Here is a 19,855-nt window from a genome sequence, read left to right as displayed (position 1 = left end):
TTACCTCCCAGTAATCTTTAAAATCTTACATACATATCCCTCGGAGTTTTTGAAGATAGAGGAACTGTAGTCATACTCCACATATGCTCCGCTATAAGTACCGAAGATCGCTCTAGTTTCATCTTCGTACGCATATAAACCTTCGTTCTCATTAACGTCACATACATAGACTAAGCCCCAGCGCCGCCAAGTACCTTTGTCCATACCAATGACAGCGTATAAACCAGCTCCCCACTCATTTGTAACAGTCTTGGAATAGCCCTCCCATACAACTTTGTATGAGTGAGGGAGATAACGACCTCCTACACTTTCTTCAATATACTCCAAGCTATCCAAGGACTGGCTCAGAGCTTTCAAACCAACTCTTTCAGACGAATCCAAAAGACTGACACAAATTTTGTATCCATTAAGGTTCGTCCACTCATCCAAGTCTGGGCTCATGCTAATACCATCAATACGGAAGTGAGCGTAGGTTTTACGCCAACCGTTAGTAGCAGTGCTTGTTTTTGAAGCAGCCTCCCCATCAGCAGACTGAGTCGTATAGGATATTCCCATCCTATAAACTGTACTGACAACATTGTTATCACTATCTACAAAGTAAACTGTAGGTGCGGCATCTGAAGGAAGTGTGGACTGTTCTGGAGCAGCTTCACCTGCACCTGAAGTGTCGTTCTGGAAGAGATAACCATTTGAAACACAGAACGTTACAGTAAGCGTTCCGTCCTCTCCTGTGGTGAGCATGTCGTTAGTGATAGTGAAGTAGTTTAGGTCGGTAGTTAAGGCCGCAGAGTAATCTACGGTAGCATTACCGCCTTGCCCAGCTTCACCCACCCAAGTCACTATATTTGAGTTACGGCTAGATTCACTTAAAAGGTCTGCGCTGATTGTTCCAGAGTTCATTACAACATCACCATTTTCGTCAACATAGAAAGTAGGTTTGTTGTTAGTGTTATAAGCAGCAAAACGGTAGCCAGTCTGATTCATTTCAGCTCGCGCTCCAGTATCGGCAGTCCGTATTGTAGCGCCTGTAAAAGTACCACCATAAACATCAGCATCAAAGATCGCACTGTCACCTGTAAAGGAGCGCGTGTTGATGTAGTCAGCATTTAACTGACCAACGTTGATGTTTGAAGCGTTAACTAAAGTACCGTTGTAGACATCAGCTTGTACGTATTGAGCTGATATTTGACCAGAAGTGATATTGTCTGCGTTCAGGTTTTGAATATAACTACCTTGATCGGGCATCAATACAGAAGGGCTATAAACCGAAGGTGTAGGACTACTCTCACCGCCTTCGTAGGCTTCTACCATTACATCAGAAATGTAGAAATACCCTCCGTTTGTACAGCTATCGGCATCAATACGAACCAAGAAGCTATCGGCATCATCCGTTGGGTTAAACCTTCCAGAGACCCTTTGCCACTCATTCTCAGAAGCTGAAAGCGAGTAGCTTTTTCCTGTGTACTTCCCTGTAGAGTCCCTCATGTATAGCTGAACAGTGCCCTTAGTAACAGAGTCATACATAACCCATGCGCTTATGATAATAGAAGCACCTGCTGGACGCTTGATGTTGTAATCAGCCCATGAAGAGGTAAAGCCCAAATAACGCTCACCTCCACTAGAACCAAGCCCAAAGCGGATTGCTGTGCAAGACCGATCACCAAATGTGCCACTTACTACTTCAGGACTTCCAGTACCTCCTGAACCACCAAGTCTATAAGGGAAAGAGGAAGCCGATTTTAGGTCGCTGTAAACAATAGGGAGTAAATTAACGCCTGACCGTTTAACAATTTCGTCTGAAACATTCTCTCCCACTGAATCAGCATAACCTTTAGCGTTTGTTTCTGCTGTGGAGGCTTTGTCATCAGCATAAGTCTCGGTTGCTACTGAGACAGACAGATCGAGGACGCCTAACTTGTCCACTAGCTGAGAAAGCGGCACACTAATGTTCCAAACACCGTCACCACCTTGAACTTCTCTATATAGGTAGGAGACACGATTCCACCCTTTGCTCAAGGTATAAGAAACCTGACCTCCTACTGTATATTTACCTGAGCTGTAAACACTTTCACCGTTAACATACACTGAACAGCCATCGTCATGGGTCATTGTATAACTAACCGTTTTAACTTCAGAAACATAAACTTTTGTTTCCAAAAGACCAAGATAGTTACTACCAATGTTGTGTATTAGTGACACGCCATCATCGACGAAGTATTCATCTGTTGGAGATTCTCCTGTTAACACATCAATGGTGGGGGTCGATGAAGAGGTTAAGTCCTGAAATAGACTAAACTTCCATTTATTAAAAGCATTAACAATCTCTAAAGAGTCTTTAAGGGTGTTGGAGCTGACATCAGTATAGCTCTTAGCATTGGCTTCAGCAGCGTCAGCTTTAGCCTGAGCGTCAGCTATAGCTCTTTGCTCTTCCGCATCAACTACACCATCAGCGTAAGCTTTCGCTTGGGTTTCGGCTAACTCGGCCTGAGCCTGCGAATAAAGCTCAAGATCACCGCTTGAGGGAGACCAAGCAGTAGGCTTGTTCCCTGCTTCTAATTTAACGCCACAAACGTAAGCTTCAGACACCGAATTACTGAACTGTCTACCCACAATAAGAGCCTTAACAGTAGTCCCTTCTGAAACAGTCCAAGTTACACTGTAGCGTTTCCATTCTGTTGAGAGGTAAGTAACAGTGCTCCCATCAGCATTTGTGTTACTACTACCGCTACTTGTTTTAGCAGATAGAGTTGTACCGTCTCCAGAGTAAAAATATGATCTTAGCCATGCGCCTTCAACATCAGATCTCGCATAGAAAGACAAAGTGTAAGAAGTCTCAGCTGATAAGCTTGTAGCCCCTACATGATAGAAGTCAACATAACCGCTTTCTGGTATTGAACCCTTTGTAATTGTAAAGCCGTTATAAGTGTCTTCAGTGTTGTAATTTGCCTTTGCGTTTGCAGAGGCATCTTTTGTGCCGTCTACTACATTAAGGCCGCCTAGACTAATCGCATCTACCAGCCCTTCGGCATAGTTCGTAGCACTGAGAGCAACGTCATCAGCATAAGTCTTAGCATTTGACTCGGCAGTTAAAGCCTTACCGTCTGCGTAGGTCTTAGCATTTGATTCAGCCGTTGACGCCTTACCATCTGCGTAGGTCTTAGCGTTTGACTCGGCCGTTGACGCCTTACCGTCTGCGTAGGTCTTAGCGTTTGACTCGGCCGTTGACGCCTTACCATCTGCGTAAGTCTTAGCGTTTGACTCGGCATTCACTACCATCTGACGGTTAGCTGCCAAGGTTGGTTCACTATGGTCTATCTCAGCGACCATACGCAGGTAGGCTGTTGAACCCTCATCCAAAGCAGTAGGCTCTCCGTAGCCAGTACCTATAATTACCCAACGCTTACCCACACCTGCCTTAGTTTGAGTCCAGACAATCTCAGCGTCATATCCTGCTCCAGAGCCCTTAACTGCTTGGTTTCTGACCTCGTAAAGTGTAGGCAAGCGAGCACCTATTGAGTCAGCATAAGCAACAGCTTCAGAGTAAGTCAGTTCAGTTACACTTGAGTCCGAATAAGCTTTTAGGTTTGGAAAGTTCGCTGGATAGCTTCCTTTACCGCTCCATATTTCTTCTGCCTCATATCTGCTAGGAACAGCCGCTTCCATAGCTTCTGAAAATAGAATGGTCTCAGTGGCTTTCTCATCAGCGTAAGTCTTAGCATTAGACTCTGCACTCGAAGATACAGACTGCGCGTAGGTCTTAGCGTTTGACTCAGCTGTTGACGCCTTGCCATCAGCGTAAGTTTTAGCATTAGACTCAGCACTTGAAGATACAGACTGCGCGTAGGTCTTAGCATTTGACTCAGCCGTTGAAGCCTTACCATCAGCATAAGTCTTAGCGCTAGTTTCAGCACTTGAAGCTACTGACTCCGCGTAGGTCTTAGCGTTTGACTCGGCTGTTGAAGCCTTACCATCAGCATAAGTTTTAGCATTAGACTCAGCACTTGAAGATACAGACTCTGCGTAGGTCTTAGCATTTGACTCAGCTGTTGAAGCCTTATCATCAGCGTAAGTCTTAGCGCTAGTTTCAGCACTCGAAGATACAGACTGCGCGTAGGTCTTAGCGTTTGACTCGGCACTTGAGGCCACAGAGTCTGCGTATGTCTTGACTGTTGATTCAACCGTTGTTGTAGCAGAGTTAATACGTGAATCTACTTCATTATAATCCACGACCCCATCTTGACCTGACATAGCTATAGGGAAAGACCAAAACGTTAGAGGCTCATCTATACTTGTTGCTAACTTCTGACTCATCCAATGAGCATCCTCGGCACTTTCAGACCAACCTTCAGACTCCCAATTGTCCGTAGGTGTGGATGGTCTATTAGCTGTACCTACAGGGTTAGTGTGGTAAAGCACAAACAACCTTTCACCATCTGCCCCATCTAAACCGTCAACACCTGAGATCCTGTGGACAGTCCCACCATCATTGGGGACGCCATTAACGACTAGTCTTGTTTGACGGTAAATATCAGTTGAGCGCATGTCTGCTCCCCACTGAGTCCAAGAAGCATCTGGAGCTATGACTTGACCATAGCGATACTGTTCGTAAATTGTATTACCATCAGTACCATCTTTACCATCAACCCCATCTTTACCATCAACTCCATTTATACCGTCTTTACCGTCAAGACCGTCTTGTACCGAATAAACTGTTACTTTATCTGTGACACCGTCACAGGTCACGGTTACTGTAACTTGTTTAGCTGCTCCCATTGAGGAGTAACTAATCGAGTATTCGTTACTTTCATTACCGCTGTTTAAAGGTACATTAGGTTCTGTTGACCATGAAACTTCACCCTCCGTATTCTGAGTCGAAACAGACAAGTTGATTGTTGAAGGTGAAGTATTACCGTTTTTATCTGTTACGAAAACTTGAGAGTCAGCTATGAGCCTGACTAATTTTGCTCCCTCAATACCGTTGTATGATAGCTTTATTTCATCGCTAAAGTTCAAAGAGCTTTGGCCAAAAGAATCAAAATGAGCCAAGACCATGTAACAGTCGTCTCTACTCTCCTCAAAGTCATACACATAGAAAGACTCTTTCCCCAACACAGTGTGGAGGTTAGATTCATTTGGGACGAAACCACTAGTATTAGATACATAAACTAACGTCCCCTCAAAGTCTGACTCAGAACGAGGCTGCCATTCTACCTTTGAACTTCCGTTGGTATTTGTGACTTTGACATCGCTAGGAGCACTAATTTGAGCATTAGTAGCTTGAAGACTTACTAAACTTGATGAAACACCGTATATGTCCTGAACTGAAACAGTTATCAAGACACTTCTAGTTGGACTACCATCAAAGAGAGCCTTATTATCTTCAAGGTACAAAACATACTGATTCGAAGTTACCGTATCACTTTTTACAACTTGGTTATCAACAGAAATCAGGACTTTATAGCACTTAAAAATATCAGATAGCGTACCTGTAGAACCTGCACTAGAGGGAGATGAAGCTGAAGGTGAGTTATCCAGTTCGTAACCTTCCATATCATCCCACGTGAAGCGAAAATCATTACCTGTTGTGTCACATTTAAGGCCAGTAACAGAAGGTAATGTATATGTTGGCGCAACTTCTACATTAACTAACTCTACCCATGTTGATGTACCTAAGACTATATCGTGTGTACGCACCCTGAAGTCATAAGCACTTTTCTTTAAATTGTATAGAGTAAGTGAACTATCCCTATACGAAGAAACATAACGATCCCATTCGCTTTCTGAACTTAATTTGTACTCAATGTCGTAAGCAACGCTTGCGTTATACCAATTAGGTTTCCACGTTAAAGTACCAGTACCGCCTGTAGAAAAAGAAAGAACGGAGAAGCTCAGATCCGAAGGAGGAAGAATTTCCTCATAACTCTTTGTAATTGGTTTGGATGTAAGGCTGCCGTCTTGCTGTTCATAGACGGAGTCATCGTATTCAATCGCTGTTACTGTTGCTATATTGAAACTATCAGCGTTGGCCGAAATACCAAGAGAAACTACTCTGAATTTCTTTTTTTCAAAGCCATAAATGTCATTGGTAATTGAGATAACGCTAAGGGGTTCTATTAGAGGGTAATCATGCAGGTCAACATCAAAAGTGACACTCGTTTGGAACAGTGATTTGTTGTACACAAGGTTAGTAATGTACTTTACACACCTAGTTGCTCCATTTTCATCGTAAGCGTCCCTTGCATAAGGCATATCAATATCTTTTGTTATGACCTCTCCATCTTGTAAAATCCTAGCATCCGAAGTTACGTCAGCAGGGATGATGTAATCGTCTTCATTATCACTATTAATGACAGATTTAAACGTGGTACTAACTGCATTGTAGTAATCTGAAGAAGAAGATGGACTCACTTTTAAGCTATCTTTGATTATGGTTGAATCATCAAAATCATAGACAGCTGTTAACTCCTTTTCTTCTACCGCAAACTTGATCTTACCGTTGACTACTGTTAGTGAGCCGCCACAACACACAAGCATGTTTTGAAGGACTTCAGCAAACGAGTCATCTGCATTAATAGCTGAGTTAATTTCCAACCCGTTTGTCTCACAGAATGTTGCGGCATAACCGAAAGAATCAACATCAATATAGTCTAAGCTAATACCTAACCCATAGTATGTTGAGGTGAGGTAATCTAAGACTGCCAAAGCAACATTGGAACTAGACCCGCTCCAAGTTTCAGCGTCTTCAAATATGTTGGTTTCCAAGCGCGGATCGAAGACTTCACTCCCTGAGACTAGAGCTTTAATTGTGTAGCGATCACTGAAAAATACGTAATCCTGATTTAAAGAGTAATCAGCCATGATCACAATATGAGGAACTAGAGCTCCTTTATGCTCTGTAGTCCATTCACCATCGCCATAATCAATTGCCAATTGAGCAGCAACTTGATCTTCGTGACCTGAGCGAAACTGCATCTTAAATTCTGAAGATTTTTGGTAACGACTCTTCATTTCACTAGAATCGAAAATCCTATCGGCTGCAACATAGGGATTTGACACATACGTGATGTTATCTTCAAACATCTTAACGTCTTCAATCCATACATTGTGAAGTGTTAGCGTACCCACTCCACCAACAGCAAAAACATCCAATCGGTATGAAGAATTCTTATCGTAAACATTTGAATAAACCGATGAACAGCCAACAATTGCTGTCCCATAAACTCGGTTTCTGGAAGCTTGAGTACCCGTTTTAGTGATACTAGTACCAGCACTTGATGATGTTGACGCTTCTGGCATGTTCATCATCATGTACGCGGTAGCCCCTACAGAGACAGCTGCCGTGATTAGCGCAATAGTTGAAACTTCTAATCCCACTAATTTAACTCCTTTCTATAAACTACATAGTCCTCCTTTTTATAATTTGAAGGAGAAACAAAACTGAAAATGTCATCTTCGCCAACACCGAACCAATACTTTCCTAAGCACACATAAACGTTATGAGTATCCTTAAAAGCAATAACGTCAAACGGTCTTTGAAAACCTTTAGGTACTTCTCTAAAGTCTTCATTTTTCTGTAAATACTCATAGATAGAAGACACCCCATAGACCTTTCTAGAGACCCTTACACCTCCCCGAATAGTGGTATATCTTCCGAACATTTTTTCGTGGTTATCCAAGTCAAAGAGCTTCAAGACCAGTAAATTACAGTCCACTTTACCCCTAACGTGCTTTTGGCCTTTATATGCTTCGATTGTTTCTCGAAAGTAATCAAACATTTAGTCCCTCCAGTTTTCATCCCCAAACGAGGTATCTGCTGTATATTGGAAGAACATATCATTGGGATGGAGTGCTTGGTGGTGAGCTAATGACGTAGTCATTAATTGGCTTTTTCTGTCTAAGTCTCGAAAAGCCGATTGTGTCTCAAATAAGATGGTGATAGACCCTGTCGTCTCATCAAACTCTGTAACTGGCGTCAGAGCAAAACCTCGGTGATAATACTTTGCGGAGCTCACTTCATTAGAGCCTTGAGGAAGTGTTGCTAAGAGAACATCAACAGGAGCATAACGGAAACCTTGCCGATCAATGATGGCTTGGTAAGCCCTATTGATACCAGATAACTTTATTTCGAGACCGTCTGTTATCAGCTCATAAGTGCTTTCTGTCTCTCCTACTTCAAGAAGATCACCCGCAGCAGTCCATGTAACACCTGCATGTATTACGTTATGGGGAGCGCTTGTGAGACGTATCGGCGTGACTTCTCCCGTACTGTGATCTTTGTAGCGAAGTTCTAAAAGTAATATTTGCTGCTGTGACATTCATACTCCTTCTATAGAGCCTCTGTCCACGAGAGCGAAGCAGAGGCAAGTTTACCGTTACCTTCATGCGTTATTGTTGTTTCATTTTCATCAAGCAGGGCTGTAATAACTGGACTAATGAAATTAATCTCTTCTAAATTCACATGCTCGATCCGTAATGAAGGTGTTATTGAATAGACTCCATCCCCTACAATATCTTCTAGGACGGTATAGAGCTTTGTCTCATTGGGTACAGTGAATACAGATCCTTGAGGGATAGTTACCCCTGAGTAATAAACACTAATAGTATTGCTTCCAACACCATGTGTGCCTTGAAGATAGGGATTCTGGGGAAGGTCTGGATTTGAATAAGCTCCCCCTAAAGGGAGCTCAAAAGAGTTTAATTTACCTTTTAAACCAGCTAGAAAACCGTTCAGACGCTTTACATTCTCATAGCCATAAGCGTTTAGTGTGATCTCTCCTTTGTACCATTGAATGCCTGAATCCCTTCGGTACTGAATACCTGAAATTGATTCAGTAGAGTAAACACGGTGGTAATTGGTAATAGAGACATCAGAAATAAATAATTGAGAAGGGAATTTATTCCCCATTTAGAACCTCCCTATGATGATCTTAAAGGACGCTTTTTCTGCTCCTTACGAACTAAAGCGGCAATTGTAGATTGCTGTTTTGAAAGTGCTTGAGCCATAACTGACTCATCAACCAAGTTCGCTCCCATATTAATAGTTGAGTTGATAACTGTTCCGCCTCCTCCTGTGGATTCGTTCTGATTTTTCACAGCTTCTATGTACTCCCCAACTTTATCTTTAGGGATAACGACCTCACCACCTTCCATGTAGTAAGTACCGTCTCTTGGGATTTGACCTCCATTGTGGAACTGGCCTTGTACGCTCTGAATCCCCGATAAAGCAGAACCTACAGCAGCAGCAGCTTGAACTGACCGTGCAACTTTTTCATACCAAGTGCCATCGCCAGCCCATACTTTAGCTACCGCTTGGTACTGAGATATTAAAGTTTCGCTTAAAGCAACACCTTTAGTTAGCGCGAAAGCTGCTACAGCCATGCTCTTACTCTGATTAAAGAAAAAGCTCATCCCACTAAGCACTTCAGAATACTTCTGAGCTTCTAGAGAGATCTCTTCAAACACTCTCTGCCTTGTTAAGTCCTCCATGAGAGCACTGTGCTCTTCACTCGTAATGTAGTTTTGCTTTAGCATCTCATCATACTCAGCCTTTTGGGTCTGGAAGCTGTACTTGGCTATTTGAGAAGAATCCTTGTAAAAATCACTGGCGATTTGAAGACGTGCGTTATAATACTCACGCTCTCTTTTAAGACGCTCTTCTGCTTCAGCGTCCTCTTCTTCCTTTCGTTTCTGAGCGATTTTATCCCGCAATTCCTGTTCTGACTTAGCAAGGTAAGTTAATGCCTTTTCAGCATCAGATAGTCGTTGGGTTATTTGTTGGCGATTCTTATCGGTGAGTTTTAATGATTCGTAATATTCTTTCGCTGCTTTGATTTTCTGCTTCTGAACAGCAAGCTCTCGTAAAGCAACGGAGGTGTTTTCTTTGTTTGCTAAGAGGATTTCATCAATGTAATCCAAGCCCTCTTTGATCGCATCATTAAGGACAACTCTAGCTTTCGTCTCTTGATTTGTGGAGGTGATTGAGCCCTGGTTTGCTTTAGAAGGAGTGTATTCAACTTTAGAAATCTCATCGACTAGGTTAGATATAAAACCTGTCGATGTTTCAGCTTTTAAAGCTTCTTGTTTCTTTTCTAACTCCTCTAGTTTTAACTTTAACTCATCTAGATCAACGCCCATGAAAAACTTAGCAGCGCCCTTAGATACCTTTTCACCCTCTTGAATCTTCTTTTGGATTTTTGTGATTTGTCCCTCGACCTCAATGAGCTGAAGCACTGTGTTATCCGTGAGGCCATCAAGGAATGAACTATTAAACTTACCTAAGAGAGTCAGAACTTTGTAAATAAACTTCTCGATTCTAATTGCAGTATCTTGGATTATCTTTAGGACGTTAACCGCAATAGTTTTACTAATCTCAAAGATGGCACTACCTGTTGATTCTCCTTCTTTGACAATGCCTTTAAACCTCTCAACTAGAGAATCAAATGTATTTTTAAAGGATGTACTGAACAAGGCTAATGTTGTGTAAGTCACCTCCTCTACAATGATTTTCAATTGATGAAAGGAAGTGTACATATCATTAATTCTATTTATTAAAGTGCCGCTAGTACCTGCGCCCAGACTCTCAGCTGTGCTGTAGTATTCCTGTAAGGTCTTACCGCTTCTATCCATTGTTGTGTATAGGCGATACATACTATCGTTCACTTCGTCAGCCCAGAATCGAGCAGAACTAGGATCAAGACCTGAGAGGACTTGTTGAAACCTTGAAAACTTCTCAACAGGATCTAGCTCTAACCAATCTTCTGCGCTTTCTCCGATTGCAGTAAAGAAGTCCACCAACGAACCTCCTCCTGAAGCAGCGTCTACGACCCTAACATTTAAATCTTTCAAAGCATCAGCCAAGTATTCACTTTCAAGACCCAAGCTGCCCGTTGCATATTTGAGTTTCGAGTATTCTGAAACACTCAAACCTGCTGTGGTTGCCATACGCTGAAGATCGCGTTGGTTTTCATATAGTTTATAACCAAGAGTGCCTAAAGCAGCTGCCGTACCTCCACCTACAACAGAAAGTTTTGAAACAGAACTAACCAGACTACTAACCGAACTACCTGCTGATTCAATCTTTTTATTGAAAGAAGCAATGTAGCTCTTCATATTTTTGAGGGATGTTTTGAAGTTTTTTTCTGCTTGTTGTGTTTGCTGGATTAGCTTTGCTGCATTGGCACTCATGGCTATATTAACGTTACCGATAGTAACGTTCCTTCCTGCCATAGCACCTCCTGAAAATTAGCCAAACATTGCGTTTAGCTGTTTATGTAAACGTTTCTGAGACTCCTCGTCGTATCCATTGGGGTTAATGGAGTCCTCTTTCATAAATGGGTAAATATCATCGTACCCTAATGTCTTGCCCTTCCTTCCCATAGAAGCATTGTATGAGGCTGCTGCAATAGTCCCAGACTGAACCCATGAATTACTCGGAAGAAAAGGCTTTATTTGGTTTAGGAGAAACAACCTATAAATCAAAGCGAAGGGTTGGGCGTGAAACTGCTCATAGGTCAGTCCCCAGAAAACCATTAACTCTAAACAGAAAACCTCAAAGGTATCTCTCTTTAGATCGTTTATTTCTTTTTTACATCCACCTCTTTTCCAAGGTTGGAGAGCTCTTGAACTTTGAGAGCTAACGGGAGAACAAACGCAATATCAGCCTCTTTTAGCGTTTCTAGGTCTTCATCCTTGAATAAACGCTGTTTGTTCTCATCTAACACGCACCGAACAACTAACGCAGCAAAATAGCCTTCTTGGTTTACCTCGCCGTCATCACTTAATTCACTCTGTGAAGCAGAGAATAAATAGTCCATAGTATTCATACCCTTCACAAAGTAACGGCCATAGCCTTCAACTTCGAACTCAACAGGCTTATTAGTTAGTTTTTTCAGCAGTGCTTTTCTATCCATAAAAACTCCTTAAATTCATATAAAAAAGGACTACATTAAGTAGCCCTTATTGTTCAAAAATAGTTGTAAAGTTAAGCTTCTGATTTGTTTTCTTTAGTAACTTTACCGTGTACAACTAAAGACACTGAATAACGAACAATATCGTCAGCTGAAGGGTTAACACTAAACTTACTTACCTGACCATCGAACATATAATCTGTTTGACGATCACCTTGAATAAGACGGATGTCGAAAGATGCAGTATCTTGACTCTCATAAAGTGACTCTAATGCAACCTGACCAGAATCATCAGAGTTAGCCAAAAACTCCAACTCAAGCTGACCTACATTTTTCACAGTGGTAAATGTGTTTGTATAGCCTTGACCATAAACAGAAACTTCTGAGGTACTCGCTGAATCACTCAGCTCACCAATACTTGTAATGTCACCGACCTCTAGAGTAAAACTAGAAGCAGTTTTCTGTCCCGAATCAAGGCTATAAAGAAGTTTAGTATCAATACCGCGAGTACCACGACCAATGCCTGACATGCGTTTCTCCTTATTTTGTTTTTATTGTGAAGAACAGGACGCACTCATAGCTTTTATCTAAATTCATACCTAAAGTAGTGTCTGACAGGCGGCAATCAATAACATCTAAATCGCCAATTAAACCTGTAAAACCATCAAGCAACTCGATAACTAACTCACGTTTATTTCTTATAGCTACATACCTTGAATCCAAAATGTTTACTTGTAATTCATAGTCATAACCTAGTGGTTTACCTTGGTTTCCATAAAGAGATTCTCCGCGCCCTTGACGGCACTCAACCACAAAAGCAGGTAGAGAAATGCCTTCAGGTTTCTGCGAAATAAAACCATCAATCCCACCAAGCTCAGAACTTAATAAAGTGATAATCTCTAATTCCAATGAGACCCCCTAAATTTTTCCTTTTCGCTCAAGCTTCTTGAGAACCTTTAGCCAGCGAGAACTTAGAGAGGAAGCAAACACAACCATAGCCTTGTCAGCTTTGTTGCGTTGAGAAGGTAATAAGAAAGGCTGAGCTTCCATTGCTCCTACCTTCCTTAACCAAAAGTCAGTTTCTCCTTTTGTGATTCCATAAGGAGCTTTTCGAACGACTTGTAGGAACTCCCCTCGACCATACTCTAGGGCAGCTGCGTAAGATGAAACTGGGGATTTGAAGGTAACGATCCGTCTGGCAACGATACCGTCCTTCAACCATTTTTTACCATGAGAAGAACGTTCAACCATGTACCGAGGATCACCTATGTGGATGTCTCTAGTTGCTTTAGATTCTCTAGCTAAAATTGCTGGCCTAATAACAGGAGCTTTAACTAGGCACTCCTTGTAGATAACTTGATTAGCTTCTTTGAGAGCGTCTTTAATAACTTTAATTGAATGGTTGGTTTTCTTTTTATAAGCGGCTCCAACCTCACCAAAAAGACTAACCATTTCAGACTCAATTGCAGAAAGGCTGTCTTGACCATTGAACGAGAGTGATACAGCTAAAAGACCTTTAGACATCAAGGACTCTCTTAGAGCCTTCATATCGTTTAGCTTGTATTTTTAGCTCCTTGTTTCTGTAATCAATGTTACGGATACCAAGCACTTCATACTCAACGTCTCTATAAACAATGACAATATCTGTAGGGTTTTCGGATAGAGTTCGAGAATAAGGAATCGTAAACTCCAGCAACTCAACAGCTTGTCTACGTACACCGCTTTCTCCTTCAGTTGCCTCCAAGACACTGATTGAGGCAAAGGCTTTACCAATGAGAGTCCAACTCTCAACCTCACTTCCAAAAATATAGGAGGCTGGCGCATAGAGACTTAAACGATGCTTAAAAGCTCCTCTTCGCATAAACACCTCGCTTTATATCGAATAGAAACGATAAGGGTTTAGAAGGTACTTATGAGTGATTGGTACTTTAGTCACAGTGACACCCTGACCCACTGTTGCGTCTTCTCGCATCTCATAAAGAGTTGCTACTAACATTAAAACTGCATGTTTTACATTGGGAGGAACATTTGCCCCTCCCCATCCAAAAGAAGCATTTACATCCAAACGCTGAACACGCGAAGGAATCACACCTTGAGTGAACGTTACCTTTTTCTTGTAGCGATCAAGCTTATAATCTGTAGAGCCATCAAGAGTGATTTCAGCACCCGTGTCTGGATCTACATACATAATATTATTTAGCGAGAGTAAATCAGGGAAAGGTAAAACTGCGTTAAAGACTGGAATGCTGAAAGCTACTTCCGTAACTCCAATAAAGCGCTTCATGTAAGCCTCAGCAGAACCAATTGCAGCTGCAATAAGGGACTCAACATATGCTTTTTCTTCTTCGTCCCAAATGCGTAAATGAGCCGCTGCTTCTTCATAAGTAACAACATCCTCATAAGAGCGGTTAAGAACTATGTAATCCATAACCGCCTCCTTTTAATTAAACAGCTTGTAGCGCAATACGAATAGCGTCTGAGTTACCTACAATCTCACCAAAGCGCTGATCTAGGTAAATTGTACGAGCACCTTTAGTAGTGATGTCGTCAATCAGGAAGTGCTCAGAACCAGCCAGAGGAACTAGCTTGAATGCGGCCTTCAGATCACCATAAATTACTGGCGTAGCATTAGCGCCAGACACAGGTAACTGATCAACGATCACAATAGGACGACCTAGAAGAATGTACCCTTCGCCCCAAGCTGCACCTGATACAGAGAACTTACCGAACTCGATAATCGGGAAGCCTTGCTCAGTACGGAGCTTCTTCAACTCACTAAAAGTCTTCAAGCTCATGTACCATTTAGCAGCTGATTGATACTTCTGAGGTAAGGACGCTTGTAGGTCAATGAAGTAGTCCTCGATTGCTTCAGTTGTTGCACCGAAACCACCCTCAACACCTGTCTTAATTACTTGATAGTAATCAGGACTACGATCACCGTCTGCTTTTAGAGACTCAGCGAAGGAGTTTGCACGGTCTACACGGAAGTTCAGGAGGCCGCGAAGATTCTGAATGCCGTTAGCCTTCTGACCGTCACCATTCAAGAGCATGTCAATTAACTTGAAAGTCCACTCTTCAGCAATCAAGCTCATCAACTCACCTTCTACGTCAATGTGAGAATCTCGTAGGATCTCGTGAGTCATTACTGGCATTGCGTAGATCTTAGCGAACAACGCAGACACCTCTACATAGGTTTGGGTGTTAGTTACTGAGACTGGAGTTGTAACACCATCTTGCTCACCTGTTTGTTGAACATCAGGACGGCTATTCAATACAAGCTGACGGAAGTCTGTGCTTGATACAGTTTGAGAACCAATTTCAGATAGGAAAACATCATTTTCAACTGCGAGCTTGATGATCTCTTTAGACATTTCCTCTTCAATGGTGTTTGCCGCAGAGGTCAGATCAAGCTGCTTAACGTAAGTATCTAGGCTTGCTTTCGCAGGAGCAGAGTTTAAGAATTTACGGACGGCCTCACGTCGTTCTGCCTTCTTCTCAGCTTCTAATTGCTCAGTAGGTTTAGCAGCACGAGCTTTCGTTTCAACGTCCGCCAAAGCATGAGCAAGCTCAGTCATTACCTGCTTCATTTCAGCTGTGTTGGTGATTTCCTCGATAGATTTAATATCAAATTTCATATAAATTCTGTCCTCTTGTTATAGTTATAAGAATCCCTTAGCGCTCTCCTGAAAGAGCACCAAGTGAGGATTTCCTTCCTATGGGAAGGGAGGTTTATTTAGTAAAGAAATCTTCTAGTGAATCGCTCTTTTGTTCAGTATCTTCTTCTGGTTCGCCTTCTTTCTGTTCTTGCTCTTCTTCTTGTTCTTCTTTAGCAATAACGTCTGAGTCACGAACCTCATCAACACCTTCAATCGCGTCTAGAGCTTCTTTAAGGGACAAGCCGTGTTTTTCACACAAGCTTTCTAGAGTAGTTTTTACTTCTTCTTTAGCCGCAGCTTTACGCTGGGCTTCTTCTTCAGGAGAGACATAATCAGGCATGTACTTAGCTACGATTGCCATAGCTAATTCTTCACTTGTACCGCAGCTAACTAGGAACGACTTTAGTTCTTCGTCACTAGGTAAACCCTTCTCGTCTAATTTCATCTTCTTCACCTCTTCAATTCGTGCTAATTCATTACAAGGGAAGGTAACTAGAGAAGTTTCACGAAGTTCTAGTTCTTTTAGATAGTTTGTTTTTGTCTTCGAGTCGTATTCTTCATCAATTACCCAATATCCGATGCTAATACCCGAAAGTGCGCCCTGCTTGGCTAAAGCATAAGCTTCACGACCTAGTTCAGTCTCAAGGTTGATATGACCTTCGCCCTCAAGGCCTCGTGAGGTTTCACGAAGATTTTTCCAAATGCCAATAGGTTTTTCTGGATCATGTTGCCATAGCATTACAAGGCTACGACCACTCTCTTCAATCGTCTTGATACTGTGCTTAAACGCACCTTTGAGAGTAATGTCACCTGCATGGTCTTTATTACCGAAGTAATTCAAAACACCAGAAATAACACCTTCGTTACTTAATTCATCAACATCAAACTGAAGAGTCTTTACCTTGCTCTTCTTCAGCACTGGTATTAACTCCTTCTGTTTCTTCTTGTTGTTTTGGTTGTTCTTTAGGAGGGTTCATTAACCTTTCGGTTAACTGCTGTGAGTCTTCTCTAGTGCCCCACACGTAGTTGTTCGACTGGATAACGAACAGTTCCTTCTCATTTGCAGGAGCTAAGTCAAACATTTCACGAGACTCTTCATGACTAATGATGCGGTTCTTGATTAAGATCTCCGCTACTTCAGCTTGAGTCCGAATATCACCCCTTACGAACTGCCGAGTGTCGAAACGAACGACCGTGTTCGAAGGTAAGATCTTGTTATAAGCATTTTCTAGCTTGGTGATGATCGGCACTAAGGTGTTCTTCAAGAACTGAAGGTTATTCTGCTCAACGTTATTCATAGTCTGTGCTGAAGTGTCATTGAGCATATGGACAGGAACACGGAACGCAGCAGCAATCTGTTCACGACTGAATTCAAGCATTTCTAAAAGCTGAGCATCTTGGTTAGTCATGGTGATGTTTGTATAAGTCAGACCATGTTCTAACACGGCCACCTTACCTGCGTTGTCCGTACCACCATAAGCACCGTTCCAACTCGCTTGAAGACGCTCAATAGCCTCATCATCTAAAGAGTCTTCAGTAGAAAGAACACCGCTTAGGCGCGTACCATTCTCAAAGATTTTCGCCTCGTGGCGTTGTGCTGCTATAGCCGTACCGATTTGTTCAGCCATAAGAGAAATTGGAGAGATACCTTGGAAGCCATTTAAAGACTGAAGCTTAACGTCTAGCAACCCTCCTTCATTAAACGGAGCGTTTGAGACCTTTCCGTTACCTTTATGATCAACCCACCTAGCAACAGGAATACCCTCATTAGTCATACTGAGGTTAACTTGATCGAGATAACGCATCGGTAAAAGCTCACTAACGCCATTCAGAGAGTTACGAACGACCTCCAGAAAAGCATGGCCTCTAAGCATCAAAGCAGTAACTAAATGCTCGTTTAGCTCCTGAGAAGTCATATACCCATTAGGGTTTTGACAAAATATTCTGTAATCACGAGTGTTATGTGAAATTTCTTCAAACACTCCATTTTTTTGCTTGTAAAGCTTCATTGGGATCATGCCAATTGATTCACTGAGAATACGGACACACGTATAAACATCAGCTTGTCTCATGGCACTTGTATAAGTAACGTTAACTCCTGCATGACGCGAACCATCAGTTCTTAACTGCGCATCAATATAGGGATTAACGGACTTACTTTCTGGTTTAGGCGAACCCTTAAAGAGCTTGCTGAATAAACCCATTAAACCTCCTTAGCCAAGTACAATTAGACCTCTTCCGCTTCTACCTGAGTACGGAGACTTCTTAGGTTTCTCTTGAATCTCAGCCATTGAGAGAGCAATGATCGTAGCAATCACAGGGTCTATCTTTTGTGTGTTGTGATTTTCACGGAACACCTGAATATTCGAACGGTCATCTGTTTTAACCACCGCACAAGACGCAGCCCATTCAAAGGTTTTATCACCGTTATAAATGAAAGAACCGTCATAGATATAACGCTCTAGGAGCTTGGATGCTTCCGAGAGGTTGGCTTTAGATTGAGTGATAGAAACCATAGGAAGACGCTGCTTTTCTAACTGAGTAGCAATAGCGGTCATATGGTAAGGGTCATAGGCGATTGTCTGGACGTTGAACCTTTTGGACGCTTCAGTTAGAACACTTGCAAGCGTTGTATAGTCCATTGATTCAACGTTGAGGATATTCAGATAACCTTCATCATCGAGACGTAAGTAACGCTGTCTCATTTGCTCAGATACCTTATCCATTGCGGAATGAGGTAAGAAATTCTCATAGAAGACGTTAAACGTACCGTCATTGTTGACGAATAGATAACAAACGGAGGTCAAGTCAAGGTAATCAGCAAAGTCCACACCGATAATGCAATCACGACCTTCAAAGTCCTCTAAACGTGCGCTCTCATCTGCACATTGGTAGAGCTTATCGAGGTTTAGCCATGCTTCAGCGTTGTTTACCCATACGTTCAAACGCTTGGTTAGGAAGTTTGCTCGTTCGGAAGACATGCGTTCAGCCTTACGACATAGACGCTCAATATCTTCTTCCTTAACGGAAACACCAAGACAAGGGTTTGCTTTTATCCAGCAATTACGATCATTGAACTTATCACCGTCATCTAACGTGTAGTTCATGCTGAAGACGTTCTCTTCTAGACCGTAGTTCTCAAGGATGGTTACACCATCATCAAACAGTTCCTTACCGATGCCGTCTAAGATCCAGCCTGCCGTACTAATAGAGAACGCCATAGGCTGCTCACGAGCACCCGTTGAGGTCTCCATTACGCCCCAAAGGTTACGGTCTTTCCATGAATGAAGTTCGTCTGCAATGAAGCAATGCGTGTTAAGGCCATCAAGCGAGTTAGAGTCAGAAGCTAGAGGTACGAACTTCGCAAACTCAGCCTCGAACGCGATAGAATCACGCTTTACTGTAAGGACTTCCTTCAGTTCAGACATTGAGAGCATCCTGACAGCATCATCAAAGACGATCTTAGCCTGGTCTTTCTTAACAGCGATTGAGTAGATTTCCGCACCTGTCTCACCGTCACCAATGAGGAAATACAATGCGAGTCCTGAAGCGAGAGTTGACTTACCATTCTTACGGGCTACCCAAATGTTAGCCTGTTTGAAACGTCTAAAGCCTGTATCTTTGTAAACCCACCCAATGATCGAACCTACACAAAATTGCTGCCAAGGCATGAGCTTCATGACAGTACGTGCAAGTTTACCTTTCGTGTGTTTAATGAACTTGTAGAAGTCAATGACTCGTTGAGCCTTTAAGGGGTCAAAACGATATGGATAGGAAGGGTCATAGAGTGACCGATACATATCTTTGAAATGACGTTCAGCGGCTTTTTTCACCTGCTTACATGCTTTGATTTTTCCCGAAAGAATATCATCAGCATATTTGTGGACTTGTTCGTAGGTTTGATCATTATCAGTGAGGTTATGGTTTACCAACTCTTTACGGACACGCTCAATTTGAGCTTTAGTTGGATTCATAGACCTCCTTATTCTTCTAAATCATCACTCTCATCCGCATAGAGGTCTTCAAAATCCCAACAAGAACATGGTACGTCATCCCAAGCACCGCACAGGCACTCACAAGAACAAAGAGCAGAGCATTTACACACTGTTGTTACCTCCTGTTAGCTTGTTGATTTCATTGCGGTCTAGGCGTAATTCGTTGTGCCTTGGATTGAAGTAACCTACCAAATGCCCCTTGTAAGTGATCGTGAAAATGTCACATAGAGGCAAATGACGGATACCGTCCATTTCTAGTGAAGGGAATTGTTCTAGTACCAGTTCTTGAAGAGTCATA

16 protein-coding genes are annotated in these 19,855 nt (G+C 42.3%); all 16 read right to left on the bottom strand.

The genetic code is table 11. From position 1 onward, the window contains the following. A complete protein-coding gene (locus AB0763_RS06820) occupies positions 1-7,374 on the bottom strand; it encodes a hypothetical protein (RefSeq protein WP_306099997.1) in 7,374 nt (2,457 codons plus the stop codon). Continuing rightward, complete coding sequence (locus AB0763_RS06815) at positions 7,374-7,775, bottom strand: hypothetical protein (RefSeq protein ID WP_306099996.1); 402 nt, start codon at positions 7,773-7,775, stop codon at positions 7,374-7,376. Before AB0763_RS06815 ends, AB0763_RS06820 begins: the two co-directional genes overlap by 1 nt. Continuing rightward, on the bottom strand, positions 7,776-8,315 hold the full coding sequence (locus AB0763_RS06810) for a hypothetical protein (protein ID WP_306099995.1): 540 nt from the start codon (positions 8,313-8,315) through the stop codon (positions 7,776-7,778). 11 nt (positions 8,316-8,326) lie between these two features. Beyond that, positions 8,327-8,905 (bottom strand): hypothetical protein, encoded by a 579-nt coding sequence (locus tag AB0763_RS06805; protein WP_306099994.1) that lies wholly within the window; start codon positions 8,903-8,905, stop codon positions 8,327-8,329. An 11-nt stretch (positions 8,906-8,916) separates the two neighbouring features. Beyond that, positions 8,917-11,226, bottom strand: a complete 2,310-nt coding sequence (locus AB0763_RS06800) for a phage tail tape measure protein (protein ID WP_306099993.1) — start codon at positions 11,224-11,226, stop codon at positions 8,917-8,919. Between the two features lie 347 nt (positions 11,227-11,573). After that, positions 11,574-11,909, bottom strand: a complete 336-nt coding sequence (locus AB0763_RS06795) for a hypothetical protein (protein WP_306099992.1) — start codon at positions 11,907-11,909, stop codon at positions 11,574-11,576. Positions 11,910-11,980: 71 nt separating this feature from the next. Continuing rightward, the gene (locus tag AB0763_RS06790; protein WP_306099991.1) at positions 11,981-12,436 is read right to left on the bottom strand and encodes a hypothetical protein; all 456 of its coding nucleotides are present in this window, start codon (positions 12,434-12,436) and stop codon (positions 11,981-11,983) included. Positions 12,437-12,446: 10 nt separating this feature from the next. Beyond that, a complete protein-coding gene (locus AB0763_RS06785) occupies positions 12,447-12,815 on the bottom strand; it encodes a hypothetical protein (protein WP_306099990.1) in 369 nt (122 codons plus the stop codon). A gap of 9 nt (positions 12,816-12,824) precedes the next feature. Continuing rightward, entirely contained in the window at positions 12,825-13,430 is a 606-nt protein-coding gene (locus tag AB0763_RS06780; protein ID WP_306099989.1) for a hypothetical protein, read from the bottom strand. Further along, entirely contained in the window at positions 13,423-13,767 is a 345-nt protein-coding gene (locus tag AB0763_RS06775) for a head-tail adaptor protein (RefSeq protein ID WP_306099988.1), read from the bottom strand. Before AB0763_RS06775 ends, AB0763_RS06780 begins: the two co-directional genes overlap by 8 nt. Before the next feature lie 12 nt (positions 13,768-13,779). Then, entirely contained in the window at positions 13,780-14,334 is a 555-nt protein-coding gene (locus AB0763_RS06770; RefSeq protein WP_306099987.1) for a head-tail connector protein, read from the bottom strand. A 16-nt stretch (positions 14,335-14,350) separates the two neighbouring features. Continuing rightward, positions 14,351-15,541 carry a phage major capsid protein gene (locus AB0763_RS06765; protein ID WP_306099986.1) on the bottom strand — a complete coding sequence of 397 codons (1,191 nt, stop codon included), beginning with the start codon at positions 15,539-15,541 and terminating at the stop codon, positions 14,351-14,353. 94 nt (positions 15,542-15,635) lie between these two features. After that, positions 15,636-16,481, bottom strand: coding sequence for an HK97 family phage prohead protease (locus AB0763_RS06760; RefSeq protein ID WP_306099985.1), 846 nt, complete (start codon positions 16,479-16,481; stop codon positions 15,636-15,638). Beyond that, positions 16,444-17,766 (bottom strand): phage portal protein, encoded by a 1,323-nt coding sequence (locus tag AB0763_RS06755; RefSeq protein ID WP_306099984.1) that lies wholly within the window; start codon positions 17,764-17,766, stop codon positions 16,444-16,446. The genes AB0763_RS06760 and AB0763_RS06755 overlap by 38 nt, the downstream gene beginning before the upstream one ends. A gap of 9 nt (positions 17,767-17,775) precedes the next feature. Next, complete coding sequence (locus AB0763_RS06750; protein WP_306099983.1) at positions 17,776-19,536, bottom strand: terminase large subunit; 1,761 nt, start codon at positions 19,534-19,536, stop codon at positions 17,776-17,778. Positions 19,537-19,659: 123 nt separating this feature from the next. Next, positions 19,660-19,854: a hypothetical protein gene (locus AB0763_RS06745; RefSeq protein WP_306099982.1), complete on the bottom strand. Its 195-nt coding sequence runs from the start codon at positions 19,852-19,854 to the stop codon at positions 19,660-19,662. Position 19,855 lies beyond the last annotated feature (1 nt).

Source organism: Vibrio sp. HB236076 (assembly GCF_040957575.1).
Taxonomy (GTDB): domain Bacteria; phylum Pseudomonadota; class Gammaproteobacteria; order Enterobacterales; family Vibrionaceae; genus Vibrio.
This window is presented reverse-complemented; position numbering and strand designations above follow the sequence as displayed.

Excerpts from the sequence above, each read along its gene's own strand:
- AB0763_RS06815 (WP_306099996.1), bottom strand. The coding sequence starts at position 7,775 with ATGTTTGATTACTTTCGAGAAACAATCGAAGCATATAAAGGCCAAAAG.
- AB0763_RS06810 (WP_306099995.1), bottom strand. The coding sequence starts at position 8,315 with ATGTCACAGCAGCAAATATTACTTTTAGAACTTCGCTACAAAGATCAC.
- AB0763_RS06805 (WP_306099994.1), bottom strand. The coding sequence starts at position 8,905 with ATGGGGAATAAATTCCCTTCTCAATTATTTATTTCTGATGTCTCTATT.
- AB0763_RS06800 (WP_306099993.1), bottom strand. The coding sequence starts at position 11,226 with ATGGCAGGAAGGAACGTTACTATCGGTAACGTTAATATAGCCATGAGT.
- AB0763_RS06795 (WP_306099992.1), bottom strand. The coding sequence starts at position 11,909 with ATGGATAGAAAAGCACTGCTGAAAAAACTAACTAATAAGCCTGTTGAG.
- AB0763_RS06790 (WP_306099991.1), bottom strand. The coding sequence starts at position 12,436 with ATGTCAGGCATTGGTCGTGGTACTCGCGGTATTGATACTAAACTTCTT.
- AB0763_RS06780 (WP_306099989.1), bottom strand. The coding sequence starts at position 13,430 with ATGTCTAAAGGTCTTTTAGCTGTATCACTCTCGTTCAATGGTCAAGAC.
- AB0763_RS06775 (WP_306099988.1), bottom strand. The coding sequence starts at position 13,767 with ATGCGAAGAGGAGCTTTTAAGCATCGTTTAAGTCTCTATGCGCCAGCC.
- AB0763_RS06770 (WP_306099987.1), bottom strand. The coding sequence starts at position 14,334 with ATGGATTACATAGTTCTTAACCGCTCTTATGAGGATGTTGTTACTTAT.
- AB0763_RS06765 (WP_306099986.1), bottom strand. The coding sequence starts at position 15,541 with ATGAAATTTGATATTAAATCTATCGAGGAAATCACCAACACAGCTGAA.
- AB0763_RS06755 (WP_306099984.1), bottom strand. The coding sequence starts at position 17,766 with ATGGGTTTATTCAGCAAGCTCTTTAAGGGTTCGCCTAAACCAGAAAGT.
- AB0763_RS06750 (WP_306099983.1), bottom strand. The coding sequence starts at position 19,536 with ATGAATCCAACTAAAGCTCAAATTGAGCGTGTCCGTAAAGAGTTGGTA.
- AB0763_RS06745 (WP_306099982.1), bottom strand. The coding sequence starts at position 19,854 with ATGACTCTTCAAGAACTGGTACTAGAACAATTCCCTTCACTAGAAATG.